Origin of the sequence: Thalassospira permensis NBRC 106175, from assembly GCF_000714555.1 — a bacterium.
Classification (GTDB): domain Bacteria; phylum Pseudomonadota; class Alphaproteobacteria; order Rhodospirillales; family Thalassospiraceae; genus Thalassospira; species Thalassospira xiamenensis.
The window spans coordinates 35113-52980 of sequence record NZ_AUNC01000012.1 but is presented as its reverse complement, the minus strand read 5'-3'; the positions used below and the strand labels follow the sequence as shown (position 1 = coordinate 52980).

The 17868-nt window shown below is 53.9% G+C and carries 16 protein-coding genes; 7 read left to right on the top strand and 9 right to left on the bottom strand.

Annotated elements, in window-relative coordinates; all coding sequences use genetic code 11:
• Positions 1-19: 19 nt before the first annotated feature.
• Positions 20-427, top strand: a complete 408-nt coding sequence (locus tag SMB34_RS07370; RefSeq protein ID WP_037989228.1) for a DUF2000 family protein — start codon at positions 20-22, stop codon at positions 425-427.
• A gap of 8 nt (positions 428-435) precedes the next feature.
• On the opposite strand, the gene SMB34_RS07365 is transcribed toward SMB34_RS07370, so the two are convergent.
• On the bottom strand, positions 436-819 hold the full coding sequence (locus SMB34_RS07365) for a YraN family protein (protein WP_037988939.1): 384 nt from the start codon (positions 817-819) through the stop codon (positions 436-438).
• Between the two features lie 2 nt (positions 820-821).
• Positions 822-1673, bottom strand: coding sequence for a 16S rRNA (cytidine(1402)-2'-O)-methyltransferase (rsmI, locus tag SMB34_RS07360; RefSeq protein WP_051682172.1), 852 nt, complete (start codon positions 1671-1673; stop codon positions 822-824).
• A gap of 74 nt (positions 1674-1747) precedes the next feature.
• Here rsmI and SMB34_RS07355 point away from each other — a divergent pair, with 74 nt between their 5' ends.
• Positions 1748-3193 carry a penicillin-binding protein activator gene (locus SMB34_RS07355; protein ID WP_007088584.1) on the top strand — a complete coding sequence of 482 codons (1446 nt, stop codon included), beginning with the start codon at positions 1748-1750 and terminating at the stop codon, positions 3191-3193.
• A gap of 47 nt (positions 3194-3240) precedes the next feature.
• Here the strand turns inward: SMB34_RS07355 and nth are convergent, their stop codons facing one another.
• Positions 3241-3882, bottom strand: a complete 642-nt coding sequence (gene nth, locus SMB34_RS07350) for an endonuclease III (RefSeq protein WP_007088585.1) — start codon at positions 3880-3882, stop codon at positions 3241-3243.
• 213 nt (positions 3883-4095) lie between these two features.
• Here nth and SMB34_RS07345 point away from each other — a divergent pair, with 213 nt between their 5' ends.
• From SMB34_RS07345 to dapB, 4 genes are all read left to right on the top strand, one after another.
• Positions 4096-4596 carry a DUF2244 domain-containing protein gene (locus SMB34_RS07345; protein WP_037988936.1) on the top strand — a complete coding sequence of 167 codons (501 nt, stop codon included), beginning with the start codon at positions 4096-4098 and terminating at the stop codon, positions 4594-4596.
• Between the two features lie 373 nt (positions 4597-4969).
• Positions 4970-6883: a molecular chaperone DnaK gene (dnaK, locus tag SMB34_RS07340; protein ID WP_037988934.1), complete on the top strand. Its 1914-nt coding sequence runs from the start codon at positions 4970-4972 to the stop codon at positions 6881-6883.
• Between the two features lie 104 nt (positions 6884-6987).
• Positions 6988-8133, top strand: coding sequence for a molecular chaperone DnaJ (gene dnaJ / locus SMB34_RS07335; protein ID WP_007088588.1), 1146 nt, complete (start codon positions 6988-6990; stop codon positions 8131-8133).
• 131 nt (positions 8134-8264) lie between these two features.
• Entirely contained in the window at positions 8265-9065 is an 801-nt protein-coding gene (gene dapB / locus SMB34_RS07330; protein WP_007088589.1) for a 4-hydroxy-tetrahydrodipicolinate reductase, read from the top strand.
• Positions 9066-9153: 88 nt separating this feature from the next.
• Here dapB and polA read toward each other — a convergent pair whose 3' ends face one another.
• Positions 9154-11979, bottom strand: coding sequence for a DNA polymerase I (polA, locus tag SMB34_RS07325; protein WP_051682171.1), 2826 nt, complete (start codon positions 11977-11979; stop codon positions 9154-9156).
• A gap of 304 nt (positions 11980-12283) precedes the next feature.
• Between polA and SMB34_RS07320 the strand changes: the two genes are divergently transcribed.
• A complete protein-coding gene (locus SMB34_RS07320) occupies positions 12284-13075 on the top strand; it encodes a hypothetical protein (protein ID WP_205618039.1) in 792 nt (263 codons plus the stop codon).
• A 17-nt stretch (positions 13076-13092) separates the two neighbouring features.
• Here SMB34_RS07320 and SMB34_RS07315 read toward each other — a convergent pair whose 3' ends face one another.
• The 5 genes from SMB34_RS07315 to SMB34_RS07295 all read right to left on the bottom strand — a co-directional run bounded on the left by SMB34_RS07315 (position 13093) and on the right by SMB34_RS07295 (position 17753).
• On the bottom strand, positions 13093-14388 hold the full coding sequence (locus SMB34_RS07315) for a bifunctional folylpolyglutamate synthase/dihydrofolate synthase (protein ID WP_037988932.1): 1296 nt from the start codon (positions 14386-14388) through the stop codon (positions 13093-13095).
• Positions 14369-15304 (bottom strand): acetyl-CoA carboxylase, carboxyltransferase subunit beta, encoded by a 936-nt coding sequence (accD, locus tag SMB34_RS07310; protein ID WP_037988930.1) that lies wholly within the window; start codon positions 15302-15304, stop codon positions 14369-14371. Before accD ends, SMB34_RS07315 begins: the two co-directional genes overlap by 20 nt.
• Before the next feature lie 57 nt (positions 15305-15361).
• Positions 15362-16210: a tryptophan synthase subunit alpha gene (trpA, locus tag SMB34_RS07305; protein ID WP_037988928.1), complete on the bottom strand. Its 849-nt coding sequence runs from the start codon at positions 16208-16210 to the stop codon at positions 15362-15364.
• Entirely contained in the window at positions 16207-17430 is a 1224-nt protein-coding gene (gene trpB, locus SMB34_RS07300) for a tryptophan synthase subunit beta (protein WP_037988926.1), read from the bottom strand. The genes trpA and trpB overlap by 4 nt, the downstream gene beginning before the upstream one ends.
• Positions 17431-17573: 143 nt before the next feature.
• On the bottom strand, positions 17574-17753 hold the full coding sequence (locus SMB34_RS07295; protein WP_007088596.1) for a zinc-finger domain-containing protein: 180 nt from the start codon (positions 17751-17753) through the stop codon (positions 17574-17576).
• Positions 17754-17868: the final 115 nt, after the last annotated feature.

Below are 17868 nucleotides of genomic sequence, written 5' to 3'. Positions count from 1 at the left end.
AAAATCAACGGATGTGCAAATGTTTGATACCAAAGTCGCCATTGTTCTTCGCAATGATCTCGAAAATTGGCAATCGCTGAATGTGACGGCATTTTTAATGAGCGGTATTGTCGCCCAGTTTCCCGAAATCATCGGGGAACCCTATAAAGACCGTGACAATAATATCTATAACCCCTTGTCCCGCCAACCGGCGATCGTTCTGTCGGCCGATGCCGCGACAATGGCAAAGATTCACCGCCGTGCCCTTGAGCGAGGGGTAACCACATCGCTTTATGTCGAGGAAATGTTTTCAACCGGTCATGACGAAGCCAATCGCGATGCTTTCGGGCAATTTTCGCCAGAGGATGCCAAAGCGGTCGGAATTGCTTTGCGCGCGGAAAAACGGGTGACTGACAAAATCATCAAGGGCGCAAAGATGCATCCATGATTATCTGATCACAGCGTCCAGGCGTTTTTCAAATGCCTGATACGCCAGCCGTTCCGTACGGCTATGATGTCAAAACGCAAATCGCCATGATGCCCTATGTTTGAGGCGAAGTTTGAAAGAGCGCGGGCAATGCGTTGTTGCTGTTTGGGGCGCAAAGCATGCAGCGCATCGTCGAGGTTAGCGCGATTTTTGACTTCGATTGCGGCGATCAGATCGCCTTTTTTGACGATGATATCGATTTCGCCGACCGGGCAGCGATACCGGGTTTGGATAATACGATAACCGAATAGCCGAAGCCACATTGCGCATAACCATTCAGCACGTCTACCGGCCTGCTCGGCCTTGCGACGATCAGATCGGACTGTGTCGCGTGTTGTCCGGGCGGATTTCATGGCTATCCCCCGGATGGTTTGGAAAGTTCAAGCGCCCGATTATAAAGATCACGCTTTTTAAGGCCGGTTTCCTTGGCCAACTGATCGGCTGCTTCTTTGGTACGCAGGGTTTTCAGAAGTCCGATCAGGCGCGCATCAATGTCATCGGCGTCGGGTTCGGCGTCCTGTTCATTCTGCGGCCCGACAACAACAATGATTTCGCCCTTGGGTGCGCCTTCGGTGGCGTAATGAGCCGCCAGATTGCCAAGTCTTCCGGTTCGAACTTCCTCAAACATTTTTGTCAGTTCGCGGGTGACGGCTGCTTCGCGCGTTTCGCCCAGCATTTCAGCCATATCGGCAAGACTGCTTGCCAGTCGTTTGGGACTCTCAAGAAAGATCAGGCTTCCGGGGATGCTTGAAAATCGTGCCAGTTCCTTTTTGCGTGCCGATGTCTTGGGGGGTAGGAAGCCAGCATAAAAGAAGTGGTCACTGGGAAGTCCCGATAAAATAAGAGCCACAATCGGTGACGAGGCGCCGGGGGCAGCAGTGACATTGAAGCCTTCTGCCTTGCAATCACGGACCAGTTTGTAGCCGGGATCGTTGATCAGGGGCGTTCCGGCATCCGAAATCAGCGCAAGCCCCTGTCCCTTGCCAAGGCGTTCCATGATTTCGGGGCGCATTTTGGCGGCGTTATGTTCGTGATAGGCGATCCGTTTGGTTTTTACGCCATATCGCGACAACAACTTGCCCGATGTTCTGGTGTCTTCACACAGGATAATATCGGCACGTTTGAGGATATCGAGCGCACGAAACGTAATATCGCCCAAATTACCGATTGGAGTAGCGACAAGATAAAGACCTGATGAAAGTGGCAAGTGTCGTTCATCTGGTTTACTTGATCCGTCGCGCGCATTACCCTGCGTGCGAAACGAGCTATCGGGAGGTGAGAGTGGGTTTTCCGAAACGTCATCCGTTGCAGAATCAGGACGGGAATTCGGCATGGTGCCGGGTCGCGCGCCGGACGGCATCTGTGGTGGTCCTTTCGCTGGGGCTTGCGGCATGTAACGCGACCACGAGTATCACGGACCTGTTGGGCATGCAACGGGATGGGGCGCCTGTGGAAACGGCAAATAACCCTGCAAACGATCCGACCAGAGCCCCCGATCAGGGGCTTATTACGGATGCCAACCCTTGGCCGGGCGATGCCGCCCTGCCGGAGGGAGAGGGTCAGGAGATTCTGACGCTTTATAACGATGAAGCGGCATTAAATGAAAAGCGCGTTGCACTTCTGCTGCCGCTTTCCGGGCCAAACGAGGAGCTTGGCCGGGCGATGCGCCATGCGGCCGAACTTGCAATGTTTGATGTTGCCGGTGACGATTTCGTCCTGATGCCGATTGACACGGCAGGAACTTATCAGGGTGGGCAGGCCGCAGCCCATCAGGCGATCAATGCCGGGGCAAAGATGATTCTTGGCCCGCTTTTTGCCGAATCGGTTAGCGGTGCCAGTGAAATCGCCAAGGCCGCCGGTGTTCCGGTAATCGCATTTTCGAACAATCAGCGGGTTGCCGAAAGCGGTGTCTGGGTTAACGGCTTTGTCCCCGAAGACCAGATTGCGCGTGCTGCTGGCTATGCAACAACACAGGGTAAATACCGATTTGCAGCCCTGCTGCCGCAAAACGACTATGGGCGCCAGATCGCAGGCGCATTGCAGGGTGTTGTTTCACGTGTCGGTGGCAGCCTTGGCCGGGTCGCGTTCTATGCACCGGGGTCGGAAAATCTGGAACAGACAATTCGTGATTTTGCCAATTATGATGCCAGACGGGCAAACTTGCGGGCACGTAAACGCGAGTTGCAGGCCGATGGTTCGGCAGCATCCCAACGTGCTTTGAAGCGTTTGGAAGGTGTCGATACACTTGGTGAACTTGATTTTGACGCGTTGATCCTGCCGGCAACCGGTGGCGAGCTCCGTCAGGTTTCTGCACTGTTGGCCTATTTTGATGTCGATGGTGCGCAGGTTCAGTTTATCGGGACATTCGGCTGGAATGATCCGGGCCTGTTTTCCGAGCCGGCACTTAAGGGCGGCATTTTTGCTGCACCGGATCCCGAAAACTGGAAACTGTTCTCGGATCGCTTCCAGCGGACCTTTGGTGAACAACCCCCGCGTATTTCGAGCCTTGCCTATGACAGTGCGGCCCTTGCCGCTGTGCTGTCGCGCGATTCCGGTCAGATGACCAACGAAGCTGTTACGAACCCGAACGGGTTTGTCGGGGTGGACGGTATTTTCCGTCTGACGGCTCAGGGACGTTCGGAACGTGGCTATGCAGTTATGCAAATCCAGCCTGATGGCGCAAAGGTTGTCGCACCGGCACCTGCTGCATTCGATCAGGTTTTCTGATCTGTTCGGATTTGGAGACTGCTGTTACGCTCTCAAACACCCGCCGATTATGCTTCGGCGGGTGTTTTGTCTTTGTAATTGCACAGGTCATTGACGATGCAGTCACCACAGCGTGGTTTGCGTGCCTTGCAAATATAACGACCATGCAGGATCAGCCAGTGATGGGCATGGTTCATGAAGCGTGACGGGACCTTTTTCAAAAGACCCTTTTCAACAGCGAGCACGTTTTTGCCGTTTGCCATCCCCGTCCGGTTACCGAGCCGGAAAATATGGGTATCAACAGCCATCGTGTGTTCGCCCCAAGCAATGTTGCGGACAACGTTGGCTGTTTTGCGACCAACGCCGGGCAATTCTTCAAGCGCATCCTGATCGTTGGGGACGATCCCGCCATGTTTTTCAACAAGAATGCGTGCAGCAGCCATGACATTCTTGGCCTTGCCGCGATAGAGCCCAATGGTTTTGATGTGTTCGATCAGGGCTTCTTCGCCAAGGTCAAGCATGTCCTGCGGGGTTTCGACGATCTGGAACAGCTTTTTGGTGGCCTTGTTGACACCAACATCTGTTGCCTGCGCTGATAGTGCAACAGCGACCAGAAGCGTATAGGGATTGGTGTAATCCAGCTCCCCCTTAGGTTCCGGGTCGGCATCCGAAAGACGCTGAAAAAATTCTTCTATGGCGGTTTTGCTCATCGGGCGGGACATGGATTTTCGTCTCTGTGTTGATGCCGCATTTTTGCGGTCATTTCCGGGATAAGGGACGGTTGACTTTCCGCATTCCTGATCTGATCTCCTGCTATCAGCATATATAAACGGCTGCTTTGCAAAGGTCGAATTTTGATTGCGACAGATCTGGAAGCGTTCCAGAATTGAAACATTGGAAATGCCGCAAACCGGTTGATAGCCATGCCAGCCGTACCAAGAACAGAAAAGCCGATATTTCGGGTTAATCTGCATCCGCCGCGTTCGCTTGGCAGGCGGGCGGCACGCAATATCGTTATTGCGATGGCGTGTGTCACATCGACTATCGGTCTTATTTTCTGGTTGGTCGGGGCGTGGCCGGTGATCGGTTTTCTTGGTGTTGACGTGATACTATTGTCGCTTGCCTTTTATTTCAGTTTCCGTGCAGCACGGGCGGAGGAGCGGATTGAATTGCGTCACGGCAATTTGCGGGTCACCAGAATTTCGGCGCGCGGGACGCGACAGGAATTTGATTTTCAACCCTATTGGCTTCAGGTGGTGCTTGAACGGGGTGATGATGACCAATGCGAACTTTATTTGCGATCGCATGGAAAGCGTTTCGAGATTGCGGGATTTCTGGGTGCGGAAGAAAAGACTGATCTTGCCGGCAAGCTTGATCGCCTGCTGCGTCAGGCTCGATGCAGTCCCGATCCTCGGGCCGTGTGATTAGTGAAAGTCGAGGTTTGAAGCGGGTTCTCGAGATTCTTTGAGTGGTTTTGCTGTGTCGGCAACCCCGATATGCTTCCAGCGAATTTCATTAACCTTGTCCGCGCAAACAGCTGGAAAAGATGTAATTTCGTTCGGGAAAACGGTGTTGGAACCGGTTCAGGACACCGAAATACACGTTTCAGAGTAAAATTCACCCGAGATTCCCCGTTTTCACCGCTTGCGAGTTTTTGATGACTTTCATATATAGGTGCGCGGGGTAATTACCCCACGAATTTTGAGACTATTAAAACCATTGGTCCCAGGAGGTCCTGCGCAGCGCTTAGATCGTGAAGGCTGCGGGACGGACCGGCCGCTAAAAGAGGAACTTACTATGGGCAAGATTATCGGTATCGACCTTGGCACCACCAACTCCTGCGTCGCAGTCATGGACGGCAAAGAAGGCCGCGTGATCGAGAACAGCGAAGGTGCCCGTACCACTCCGTCGATGGTCGCATTCACCAATGACGGTGAGCGCCTTGTCGGTCAGCCTGCGAAACGCCAGGCAGTGACCAACCCGGAAAACACCCTGTTTGCGATTAAACGTCTGATCGGTCGTCGTTATGGTGACCCGGAAGTCGAAAAAGACAAAGACCTTGTCCCGTACAAAATTGTCGCGGGTGACAATGGTGATGCATGGGTTGAAGTCAATGGCGAGAAAATGGCACCGAGCCAGATCGCAGCCATGGTGCTTCAGAAAATGAAGGAAACCGCAGAAGCCCATCTGGGTGAACCGGTAACCGAAGCCGTTATTACCGTTCCGGCATATTTCAACGACAGCCAGCGTCAGGCAACCAAGGACGCCGGTAAAATTGCCGGTCTCGAAGTAAAGCGTATCATCAACGAGCCGACTGCAGCAGCACTGGCATATGGTCTGGACAAGAAAGATGGTGGCACCGTGGTCGTTTATGACCTTGGTGGCGGTACCTTTGACGTCTCGGTTCTGGAAATCGGCGACGGTGTCTTTGAAGTTAAGTCAACCAACGGCGATACTTTCCTTGGTGGTGAAGACTTCGACAAACAGATCATTGACTATCTTGCTGACGAGTTCAAAAAAGAACAGCAGATCGACCTGCGCAAAGATCGTCTGGCCCTGCAGCGTCTGAAAGAAGCCGCAGAGAAAGCCAAGATCGAGCTTTCCTCGTCGATGCAGACCGACGTCAACCTGCCGTTCATCACGGCTGATGCATCTGGTCCGAAACACCTCAACATCAAGCTGTCGCGTGCGAAGCTTGAAGGTCTGGTGGGTGATCTGATCGAACGCACCATGACCCCGTGTAAGGCCGCGCTTAAAGATGCTGGCATTACTGCAGGCGAAATCGACGATGTTATTCTGGTTGGCGGCATGACCCGTATGCCGAAGGTTCAGGAACGCGTTAAAGAGTTCTTCGGTCGTGAGCCGCACAAAGGTGTAAACCCGGACGAAGTTGTTGCACTTGGTGCGGCAATTCAGGGTGGCGTTCTGCAGGGCGACGTCAAAGACGTTCTTCTGCTTGACGTGACCCCGCTGTCGCTGGGTATTGAAACCCTTGGCGGCGTGTTCACCCGTCTGATTGACCGTAACACCACGATCCCGACCCGTAAGTCGCAGACCTTCTCGACCGCTGAAGACAACCAGACGGCCGTGACCATCCGCGTCTTCCAGGGCGAACGTGAAATGGCTGCCGACAACAAGATGCTTGGCCAGTTTGATCTGGTCGGTATCCCGCCGGCACCGCGTGGGGTTCCGCAGATCGAAGTGACCTTTGACATTGATGCCAACGGTATCGTTAACGTGTCTGCCAAAGACAAGGCGACCAACAAGGAACAGCAGATCCGTATTCAGGCATCTGGTGGTCTTGGCGATGACGAGATCGAAAAAATGGTCAAGGATGCCGAAGCCAATGCGGAATCCGACAAAAAGCGCAAAGCGCTTGTCGAAGCCCGTAACCAGGCGGAAGCCGTCATTCATTCGACCGAGAAAAACCTTGCCGAACACGGTGACAAGGTTGATGCCGGTGCGAAATCGATGATCGAAGACGCTCTTTCTGCGCTTAAAGAAGCCAAGGACGGCGAAGATCCGGAAGCAATCACCACGAAGGTCAACGAACTTCAGCAGGCTGCAATGAAACTTGGCGAAGCCATGTATCAGGCACAGCAGGCCGAAGAAGGTGGCGAAGGTGAATCTGCTGGCGCATCCGCACAGGCCGATGACGGTGTTGTTGATGCCGACTTCGAAGAAGTCGATGACAGCAAAAAAGACAAGTAAGGCGACCGCAGAGGTCGTCTTGAACGACGCCCTGTAAATAAAAATCGGGCCGTTCCGGACGCAGAGAATTGCGGGAACGGCCCGACCGTGTTTCGGAGTTACAGATGGCGAAAGAAGATTATTACGAGCTGTTGGGTGTTGGCAAAGACGCCGATGCTGCCGCGCTCAAAAGCGCCTATCGTAAACAGGCGATGAAGTATCATCCGGATAAAAATCCGGGCGATACCGAAGCCGAAGTAAAATTCAAGCAAGTCAACGAAGCCTATGAAGTCCTGAAAGATCAGGAAAAGCGTGCTGCCTATGACCGTTTTGGTCATGCTGCGTTTGAGCAAGGTGGGCCGGGCGGTGCCGGTGGTTTCGGTGGCGGCTTTGGCGGTGGTTTCGGCGGCGGCGGGTTTGCCGACGTTTTCGACGAGATTTTCGGTGCCATGGGCGGTGGTCGCCGTGGTGGTGGATCGTCGCGCGGGGCCGACCTTCGCTACAATATGGCGATTTCGCTTGAAGAAGCGTTTGAAGGCAAAAAGGCCGAGATCACCATTCCGGGGTCGGTTGCCTGTGAAGAATGCCATGGCAGCGGTGCCGAGGCCGGTTCGCAGCCGGTAACCTGTCCGACCTGTAATGGTCACGGCAAGGTCCGCGCGCAGCAGGGCTTCTTTACGATCGAACGTACCTGCCCGAGCTGTCATGGCAAAGGCAAAATCATCAAGAATCCTTGCAAATCCTGTCATGGTGTTGGCCGCGTTGAGCAGGAAAAGACCCTGTCGGTGACGATTCCGGCCGGTGTTGAGGATGGTACTCGTATTCGTCTGGCGGGCGAAGGTGAAGCTGGTGCCAATGGTGCACCGGCAGGTGATCTGTATATCTTCCTGGATATCCAGAACCATCGCTTCTTCCAGCGCGACGGGGCGAACCTGTACTGCCGGATTCCGATCCCAATGAGCAAGGCAGCCCTTGGCGGCACCATTGAGGTGCCAACAATCGAGGGGACGCGCACCCGGATCAATATCCCGGAAGGTACGCAATCGGGACAGCAACTGCGTCTGCGCGGTAAGGGCATGACCATCCTGCGGTCGCAGGCGCGTGGTGACATGTTCGTTGAAATCAGTGTCGAAACCCCTGTCAGACTGACCGAGCGGCAGAAAGAACTTTTGAAAGAGTTTGACGAGATTTCGCGCGAAGAGGGCAGTAACCCGGAAAGCGAAGGGTTCTTTTCCAAGATGAAGGAAATCTGGAAAGACCTGACCGACTAGGTTCAAACACAGCATTTCAGTCTGAAATTCAAACCCCCGGCGGACGTGTCGGGGGTTTTGTTTTGCGCGGTTAGAGGCCTGTGCTAAAGCAAAGGCATGATTTGCACGCTTTGTTGCTAGGAGACGCGGAAATGAAGATCGGAATTGTCGGATGTGCCGGCCGTATGGGGCGGATGCTGGTCAATGAAGCATCTAAAACCAAAGGCTGCGAGGTTGGCGGTGGTACCGATCTGCCAGACAGCCCTTTTGTTGGCAAGGACGTCACCCTGATTGCCGGTCTGGAAGAAAGCGGTGTTCTGGTAGGTGACGATCCCAAGGCATTGTTTGAAGCTGTTGATGCGGTGATTGACTTCACCGCACCGGCGGCAACAATGAACCATGCCAAGCTGGCAGCCGAAACCGGTAAAATCCTTGTGATTGGCACGACCGGGCTTTCGAATGATCAGAAAGCAGAGCTTAAGGTCGCAGCCAAAACAGCAACCATCATTTTCGCACCGAATATGAGTGTCGGTGTGAACCTTGCCTTTGCGCTGGTCGAGAAGGTTGCGGCGATCCTTGATAAGGATACGGCTGATATTGAAATCGTTGAAATGCACCACAAGCATAAGGTTGATGCACCTTCCGGCACGGCACTTGGCCTTGGCGAAGCGGCGGCAAAGGGCCGTGGGGTCGATCTGGATGCGGTTTCGGTGCGCTCACGCGACGGGCATACCGGCGCACGCGAAAACGGCACCATTGGCTTTGCAACGCTGCGTGGTGGCGACGTTGTGGGCGACCATACGGTTGTTTTTGCCTGCGAGGGTGAGCGGATCGAAATTACTCATAAGGCATCATCACGCGAAGTTTTCGCCAAGGGGGCGGTACATGCCGCGAAATGGGCCGAGGGCAAGAAGCCCGGTCTTTATTCAATGCGTGACGTTCTGGGTCTATAAACCATCGCCAATCGATGCATTTTACGCAAAAGCCCCGGCAGTACTGCCGGGGCTTTTGTCATGATTAAGGATCTGGATATTGAACTGATCAGTGTGCATCCGCCCAGCTATCCCCGATACCGGCATCTGCGATAAGCGGTACGGACAGGTGTGCGGCATTTTCCATAACCTCGCGGATCACCTTAACGGCCTTTTCGGTTTCATCTTCGGGGGCCTCGAAAATCAATTCATCATGAACCTGAAGCAGCATGCGGGTTTTAAGCCCCGCATCAAGAAGGGCACCGGGAACGGCAATCATGGCGCGTTTGATGATGTCAGCGGCACCGCCCTGAATAGGGGCGTTGATGGCCGCACGTTCGCCGAAGCTTCGCCGCATCCCGTTTTTATCATTAATGCCGTTGATATGAATATGACGGCCAAACAGGGTCCTGACAAAGCCATGCTTTTTGGCGAAGTCTTTTGCCTGTTCCATATAATCGCGAATGCCGGGATAAATTTCGAAATAGGCTTCGATAAAGGCTTTGGCTTCTTTTTGCGGGATACCAAGCTGGTTGGCGAGGCCAAAGGCCGAAATCCCGTAAATGATGCCGAAATTGATGGCCTTGGCTTTGCGGCGGACCATCGGATCCATGCCTTCAATCGGAACACCAAACACCTTGGATGCCGTGGCGGCATGGATATCCTCGCCGTTTTTAAAGGCATCACGAAGGGCATCGATTTCGGCCACATGCGCCAGAAGGCGCAACTCGATCTGCGAATAGTCGGCAGAAATCAGTTTACAGCCGGGCTCCGAGATAAAGGCGGTACGGATTTTACGGCCTTCCTCGCTTCTGATCGGGATGTTTTGCAGGTTGGGATCGTTTGACGAAAGGCGACCGGTATTCACATTGGTCTGGCCGTAGCTTGTGTGGACGCGGCCGGTTTCAGGATTAATGTGATTGGCAAGAGCATCGGTATAGGTGCTTTTGAGCTTTGAAAGCTGCCGCCATTCAAGGATTTTGGTCGGCAGGTCATGTCCCTGAGCCGCCAATGCTTCAAGAACGTCCGCGCCGGTCTGCCATGCACCGGTTTTGGTTTTTTTCCCGCCCGGCAGGCTCATCTTTTCAAACAGGATTTCGCCAAGCTGTTTTGGGCTGCCCAGATTGAACGGTTCACCGGCCATTTCATGGATGGTTTCTTCAAGGGCAGCCATCCGCTTGGCAAAGTCATTCGACAGGGTTTTGAGCTTGTCGGCATCAATACGGATGCCAAGGCTCTCCATTTTGGCCAGTACAGGGACGAGTGGCCGATCCAGCGTTTCATAAACGCTGGCCATGTGTTCCTGTGCAATCCGCGGCTTTAGAAGTCGATGCAGGCGCAGCGTGATATCGGCGTCTTCGGCGGCGTAATCAAGCGCCTTGTCGAGCGGGACCTGATCAAAGGTGATCTGTGTTTTGCCTGATCCGCAAACATCGGAAAACTTGATCGGTTTGTAATCCAGATGCAGTTCGGCCAATTCATCCATGCCATGGCCGTGGCTTGTGCCGTCCAGAACATAGGACAGCACCATGGTGTCGTCTATCGGGGCGACATTAATGCCGTGACGGGACAATACGATCATATCGTATTTCAGGTTCTGGCCGACCTTGAGAACACCCGGGTCTTCCAGAAGGGGTTTGAGCAAGGCAATCGCGCGATCCAGCGGGATTTGCTTTGGCACTTCGATTTCTGTCGGTGCCTCGGCGGGGGCATCAAAATCAAATCCACCCTGTGCTTCGCCACTTTCACCATGACCCTGTCCGTGCCCAACAGGGATATAGCAGCCATTGCCCGGTTCGGTCGAAAGCGAAATGCCAACCAGTTTGGCCTGATGGGCATTCAGTGATGTGGTTTCGGTATCGACAGCAACCGTACCGGCATATTCGGCCATTGAAATCCAGTGCTTTAGGCGATCTTCATCCTGCACCAGTTCATATTCTGCCTTTTCAACGCTGATATCATTGACACCGGTTCCCGGCTCCACAACGCCGTCTGCATCAACAGAGCCACCGAACTTTGCCTTTATTTTAGAAATCAGTGATTTAAAGCCATGTGTTGAAACAAAGCTTAAAAGAACATCAGGATCAGGTTCGCGCAGCTCAAAACCATCAAGTTTCTCGACAACCGGAACGTCGGTTTTGAGGGTCACCAGATCGCGCGAAATGCGAGCCAGTTCGGCATTCTCGATCAATTTTTCACGGCGTTTGGGTTGCTTGATTTCTCCTGCACGTTCCAGCAAGCCATCCAGATCGCCATATTCATCAATCAGTTGGGCTGCGGTTTTGATACCGATGCCGGGCACACCGGGTACGTTATCAACGGAATCGCCAGCCAATGCCTGGATATCAATGACCTTATCCGGTGTGACGCCGAATTTTTCCAGAACTTCCGGCGCGCCAATGGTGCGATTCTTCATCGCATCAAACATTTGCACCCGGTCTGAGACAAGTTGCATCAAATCCTTGTCCGAAGATACTATAATAACATCAGAACCTTCGGCCTCAGCCTGTCGGGCGTAGGTCGCGATCAGGTCGTCGGCCTCGTATCCTTCGAGTTCGATCGAAGGCAGGTTGAAGGCACGCGTCGCATCACGGATAAGCCCGAACTGTGGAACCAGTTCTTCCGGCGGCGGCGGACGGTGCGCCTTGTATTCGGGATAGAAATCGTTTCTGAACGACTTCCCCTTGGTGTCGAAGATCACCGCCATATGATCGGGCTTGGTATCTTCGCGCAATTTCATCAGCATGGTGCAGAAACCATACACTGCATTCACCGGCGTACCGTCGGGGCTTGTCATTGGTGGCAAGGCGTGAAAGGCCCGGAAGATAAAACCGGAACCGTCAACCAGAACGACGCGGCGCGTGGCTTTGCCGGTGGATGGCGCAGAATCTGTCATGCGTCTAATGCTCATTCATTCATGTGATTTGATGGTCCGCAGAATGCCCGATCCGGTCGGCTAAGTCGAGTGGGGCATCGTCGAAAGCGGGAATATGTCACCTGCTTTCGGCTTTACTCCTGACATGAGCTTGTCAGTTGATGACAGGTATTTTGATATCATATCGAAACCAAAATGAAATTTTTATCATGATCTGATTCTTGCCATTTGCGGCAGTATGTCGCTTTGGGCTTATCAGGGTGCAAAGGGATTGATATGGTCGATGGCGGTGCAACTTCGCTCTGGGAAACGGGAGAACCGGTCATTGCCGGCGATTGAAGATAAACCGGTTTTCAAGCCGCAAGGCATAGGCATTGAAACCGCAGAACCGACGCGCCAGCTTCATGACGACATGAAGCTGGCAAATCGGCACAAAAAAATCAGGAAAGCTGAACGGGTTGCGCGATCCAACGGATCGGGATGGCGCAGATTTTTTAGCGTGTCCTCGTGGCTGCGCTTTCTGATTACTTTTGGGATTTTCGGGTTTTTCCTGCACGGTCTGTTCGTGGTTTTTGGCGTTTATGATCGCAATCAGCGCCTTCCTGCGGCCGACCATTTTGTGCTGCTGATCAAGCTCGTCGTGTTCATCGCGCTGATGTATCTGTTTTATGCGATGTTGATGCATTACGGGCCGATCCGTCACAAGGTACGCGGGATATTCTTTCTTGCGTTGGCACCCGTGGCGGCGGTTTGCATTTTCATGATTTATGGTGGTGGACAGCTATTCGGAAGCTTCCTGCCAGTTTTGCAGTTCCTGACCCTGACCATCGGGGTTGGTGGATTTCTGCTTTATGTGCTGGGTTATACATGGGTCGCTGGTCGCAATGTTCGGCGTGAAGCCGAACATTATGATCGGATCGGACAAGTCAGAAATCAGGTTTCGCAAGAGACTGCTTTGGGTGGGTTGCCGCCCGGTGTAACCGGCGACCGGCGCAAGGTGCACAAAGCTGGCAGTCTTCGCCTGCGTAAAGATGATGACGGGTCATCAAGTGGTAGTGGTATGGGCGGCGGAAATTCATCCGCGGTACACAGCAAAGTGCGTTTGCCGGAAATCTGATTGCCGGATGTGTCAGTTCAGGTGTGATTTTCCAAAACAACACCCGCCAGATAGAGCGAACCCAAAATCAAAACCCTTTTGGGTTGATTGATGCTGTTTTTCAGAACTGCCAGCGCATCATTCAACGTGTCAAAGGCATGAGCATTGGCAATTCCGACCTTAAAGGCAGCATCACGCAATGTTTCCGCACTGTGGACTTCATGATCACCCGGGATCGGAATCCCGGCAAATGATGCGATATGCGGGGCCAGTGGTCGCAGAAATGCGATGGGATCCCTGTTGTCGAGCATTCCCATAATCACAACCGTTTCACCCGTGGACTGTCGGGAAAGCCAGTCTGCAATGACTTCTGCGGCGGCGATGTTGTGGCCACCATCCAGAACCAGGTCGCATTTGTCAGGCATGGCATCGCACAGCGGGCCTTTGGTCAGCCTCTGAAGGCGGGCGGGCCAACTGGCTTGGGTAATGCCGCGGGAAATCGTTGCCATATCCGGGCCTGCGATATTCGGGATATCGGCGTAGCGTGCGGCGGTAATGGCGGTTGCGGCATTGATGAATTGATGGCGACCGGGCAACGCGGGCAAGGGCAGATCAAATTCTTCTTCGGCGATACGAAGTGTGAAGCCGTTCTCGCGTTCGGCGGTGATGCCGAAATTCGTGATCAGAGGGCTGCCGATATCACCGGCATGGCGGGCAAGCGTATCAAATGCCTCAAGGCTTTGTGGGGCCAGAACACATGGGACGCCTGGCTTCATGATTCCGGCCTTTTCAAAGGCGATTTTGGCAATCGTATCGCCAAGGAACCCCTGATGATCAAGCGAGATCGGCGTAATGACGGTCAAAGCCGGTTTATCAATCACGTTGGAGGCATCAACCCGACCGCCAAGACCGGTTTCAAGCAGAACAACGTCTGCCGGAATTCGGGAATAGGCCAGAAAAGCTGCTGCCTGGGTGATTTCAAAGAAGGTTATCTGTTCACCGCCATTGACCGCTTCGACTTCTTCAAGAAGGTCACACAGCATGTCTTCGCTGATCAGTTCACCGGCCAGACGTATGCGTTCGTGAAAGCGAACAAGGTGCGGGGAGGTCGAAGTGTGAACACGAAGGCCTGCGGCCTCATAGATGGCACGCAGGTAAGCCAGCGTTGATCCCTTGCCATTGGTTCCGGCCAGATGAATGACTGGCGGCAGATTGAGGTGCGGATTACCCAGCTTGTCGAGCAAGCGGGTAATCCGACCCAATGAAAGGTCGATCACTTTTGGATGAAGCTGGCCCAGACGCGCAAGAATGGCGTCACTTCTTGGCGTTGTCACCTTCGGTCTCGGCCTTTTTCGCGGGTTTCTTTTTCGCATCCTTGATCGGAACGATCGCGGCACCCGGCTTGGTGCGGCGGATCATATCGATCAGGCGACCGATGGTTTCATTCAACTCACCGCGCGGCACGACCATATCGACCATCCCGTGATCCAGAAGATATTCTGCTGTCTGGAAATCATCGGGAAGCTTTTCACGAATGGTGTTTTCGATCACGCGACGACCGGCAAAACCGATCTGTGCGCCTGGCTCGGCAATCTGGATGTCACCCAGCATGGCGAAGGATGCAGAAACACCACCGGTGGTCGGATCGGTCAGAAGGACGAAATAGGGCAGGCCCTTTTCCTTGACCTTCTCGATCGCGGCCGTGGTGCGCGCCATCTGCATCAGGCTAAGGATGCCTTCCTGCATGCGTGCACCGCCTGATGCCGGAACGATGATCAGGGCAGCGTCCTGAACCGTTGCCAGTTCAGCGGCGGCAACAATGCCTTCGCCAACGGCGGTGCCCATTGATCCCCCCATAAAGGAGAAATCAAAAACGGCAATCACGGTTGCATGCCCGCCGACATCACCATGGGCAACAGCCAGCGCATCCTTGTAGGTTGCTTTGGCCTGTGCTGCTTTCAGGCGGTCGGTGTACTTTTTCTGATCGCGGAATTTCAGCGGATCGACCGGAACGTTCGGCAGTTCGATGGTCTGGTATTTACCATCATCGAACAGGAGTTCCAGACGTTCCTTGGCGGAAATGCGCATGTGATGGCCGCAATGCTGGCAAACATGTTTGTTCTTTGCCAGGTCACGGTGGAAGATCATCTGTTCGCAAGACGGGCACTTATGCCAGAGATTTTCGGGCACTTCGGTGCGGCGAACAAGTTTCTGAATCTTGGGACGGACGAATTCTGTCAGCCACGACATATCGGATACTGATCCTTGGTTTTGCCTATATCGGTCATTTCACGGCAACGCGCAGCGTTATTTACGCGCGTTGCGTACCCCGTCTGCAAGTTCGCGAACAAGGCCTGTGACCATAGAGGCGGTCTTATCGGTGGCCTTGCCGTTTTCGTCAAGACTTTCGGCAATTTTTGATACGATTGCCGACCCGACAACAGCGGCATCTGCCTGCCGGGCAACCTCTGCGGCCTGGGTCGCGTTCTTGATGCCAAAGCCAACTGCAATCGGAAGATCCGTGTGGCGACGCAGACGCGCCATCGCTTCAACAATCTGGTCATTGGTTGCTGAACCGGCACCGGTAACACCGGCAACTGAAACATAATAAACAAAGCCCGACGTATTCTGAACGAGTTTCGACAGGCGCTTGTCATCAGAGGTCGGTGTCGTCAGACGAATGAACGACAACCCTTTTTCCACGGCTGGGACGCAAAGCTCGGCGTCCTCTTCGGGCGGCAGATCAACAACGATCAGGCCATCAACACCGGCATTGCGGGCATCTTCAAGAAACTCTGCCACGCCATAAATATAAATCGGGTTGTAATACCCCATCAGAATGATCGGCGTTTCGTGATCCTGATCGCGGAAACCGCGGACCAATGACAGCGTCTTGCGCATGTGCATCCCCGCTGCCAGGGCTCGTATCGAGGCTTCCTGAATGGCGGGACCATCCGCCATCGGATCGGTAAATGGCATACCGAGTTCGATGACGTCCGCACCTGCCGCAGGCAGGGCTTTAAGGATTTCAAACGATGCTTCCGGGTCGGGGTCACCTGCGGTGATGAACGTGACCAGACCGGCACGACTTTCTTCTTTGAGCTTCGCGAAACGTTTGGCGATGCGGTCCTGGCCGCCGATGATTGCGTCGCTCACAGTTCTACTCCCAGTGCTTCGGCCACGGTAAAGATATCCTTGTCGCCCCTGCCGCTCAGACACATGAGAATGATCTTGTCTTTACCCATTTTTGGGGCTTCTTTCATGATCTGCGCGATGGCGTGACTGCATTCCAGCGCGGGAATAATGCCTTCGAGTTCCGAACAAAGTTTAAAAGCTTCCAGCGCTTCTTTGTCGGTGATCGGCTCGTAACGCGCACGACCAATATCTTTAAGCCAGCTATGTTCCGGCCCAATACCGGGATAATCAAGACCGGCTGAAATCGAGTCGGCCTCTTTGATCTGTCCGTCGTCATCCATCAGCAGATAGGTGCGGTTCCCGTGTAAAACGCCCGGTTTTCCAGCGCTCAGGCTGGCGGCGTGTTTACCGGTGTGCACGCCATGACCGGCAGCTTCGACACCAACCACCTCAATATCCTTGTCATCAAGGAACGGGTGGAACAAACCGATCGCGTTTGATCCACCACCAACGGCCGCGATGACCTGATCGGGCAGGCGACCTTCCTGCTCAAGAATCTGTTCTTTGGCTTCCTTACCGATCACGCATTGGAAATCGCGAACCAGTTCCGGATAGGGGTGCGGACCCGCCGCCGTCCCGATGATGTAGAAGGTATCTTCGACATTGGTGACCCAGTCACGAAGGGCCTCGTTCATCGCATCCTTGAGCGAGCAGGAACCGGATTTGACCGGTTTGACTTCGGCACCAAGCAGGCGCATGCGGAAAACGTTCGGCGACTGACGTTCGATATCCTTCGAGCCCATATAAACCGTGCAGGGCAGACCAAAGCGCGCGCAAACCGTCGCTGTTGCAACGCCGTGCTGACCCGCGCCGGTCTCGGCGATGATGCGGGTTTTGCCCATGCGTTTGGCCAGAAGGATCTGACCGATGCAGTTATTGATCTTGTGCGCGCCGGTATGGTTCAGGTCCTCGCGCTTGAAATAGATCTTGGCACCGCCAAGATGTTCGGTCAGGCGTTCGGCGAAATAAAGCGGATTTGCGCGACCGACATAGTGCTTCAGGTAATAGTCGAGTTCTTTCTGAAACGCCGGATCTTTCCTGGCATCCTTGTAGGCCTGCTCAAGCTCGAGAATCAGCGGCATCAGGGTCTCGGCGACAAAGCGGCCCCCGAAATTGCCGAAATGTCCGTCCGGATCCGGAAGGGCACGATAGCTGTTAAGAGCGGTTGGTGCAGACGTCATAGGATTTCCCCGTGGATGTGCCGCGAACAATGCCGCGACGGCAAAGACATGCGACAGTCATTAAGTCAGCGAAAAGCTGCCGGGATCAACGATATTGGCAGCTTTGGCGCTGGTTCCTTTTACCTGTGGTCAGGCAAAATAGATTAATGGGCTGCGTGCTCGGCCTGGGATTTGTCGAAAATATATTTCTTTGAGCAGTATGGGCAGACCACCTCGCCCTTTTCCTCAAGATTGAGGTAAACGGTGGGATGGCCAAGGTGACCTTTGCCGCCGTCACAGGCAACATTAAGGCTGCCGACTTTGATTTCTTCGGTGATCTTCATATATCCAGCTTCCCAGTTAGCACAGGCATCGGTGTTGCCATCGGTTGATCATCGGCCTGAAACAGGTCCAAGAGCCATTGACCCCGCTTTCATGGGGATGATACCGATTGCGCAT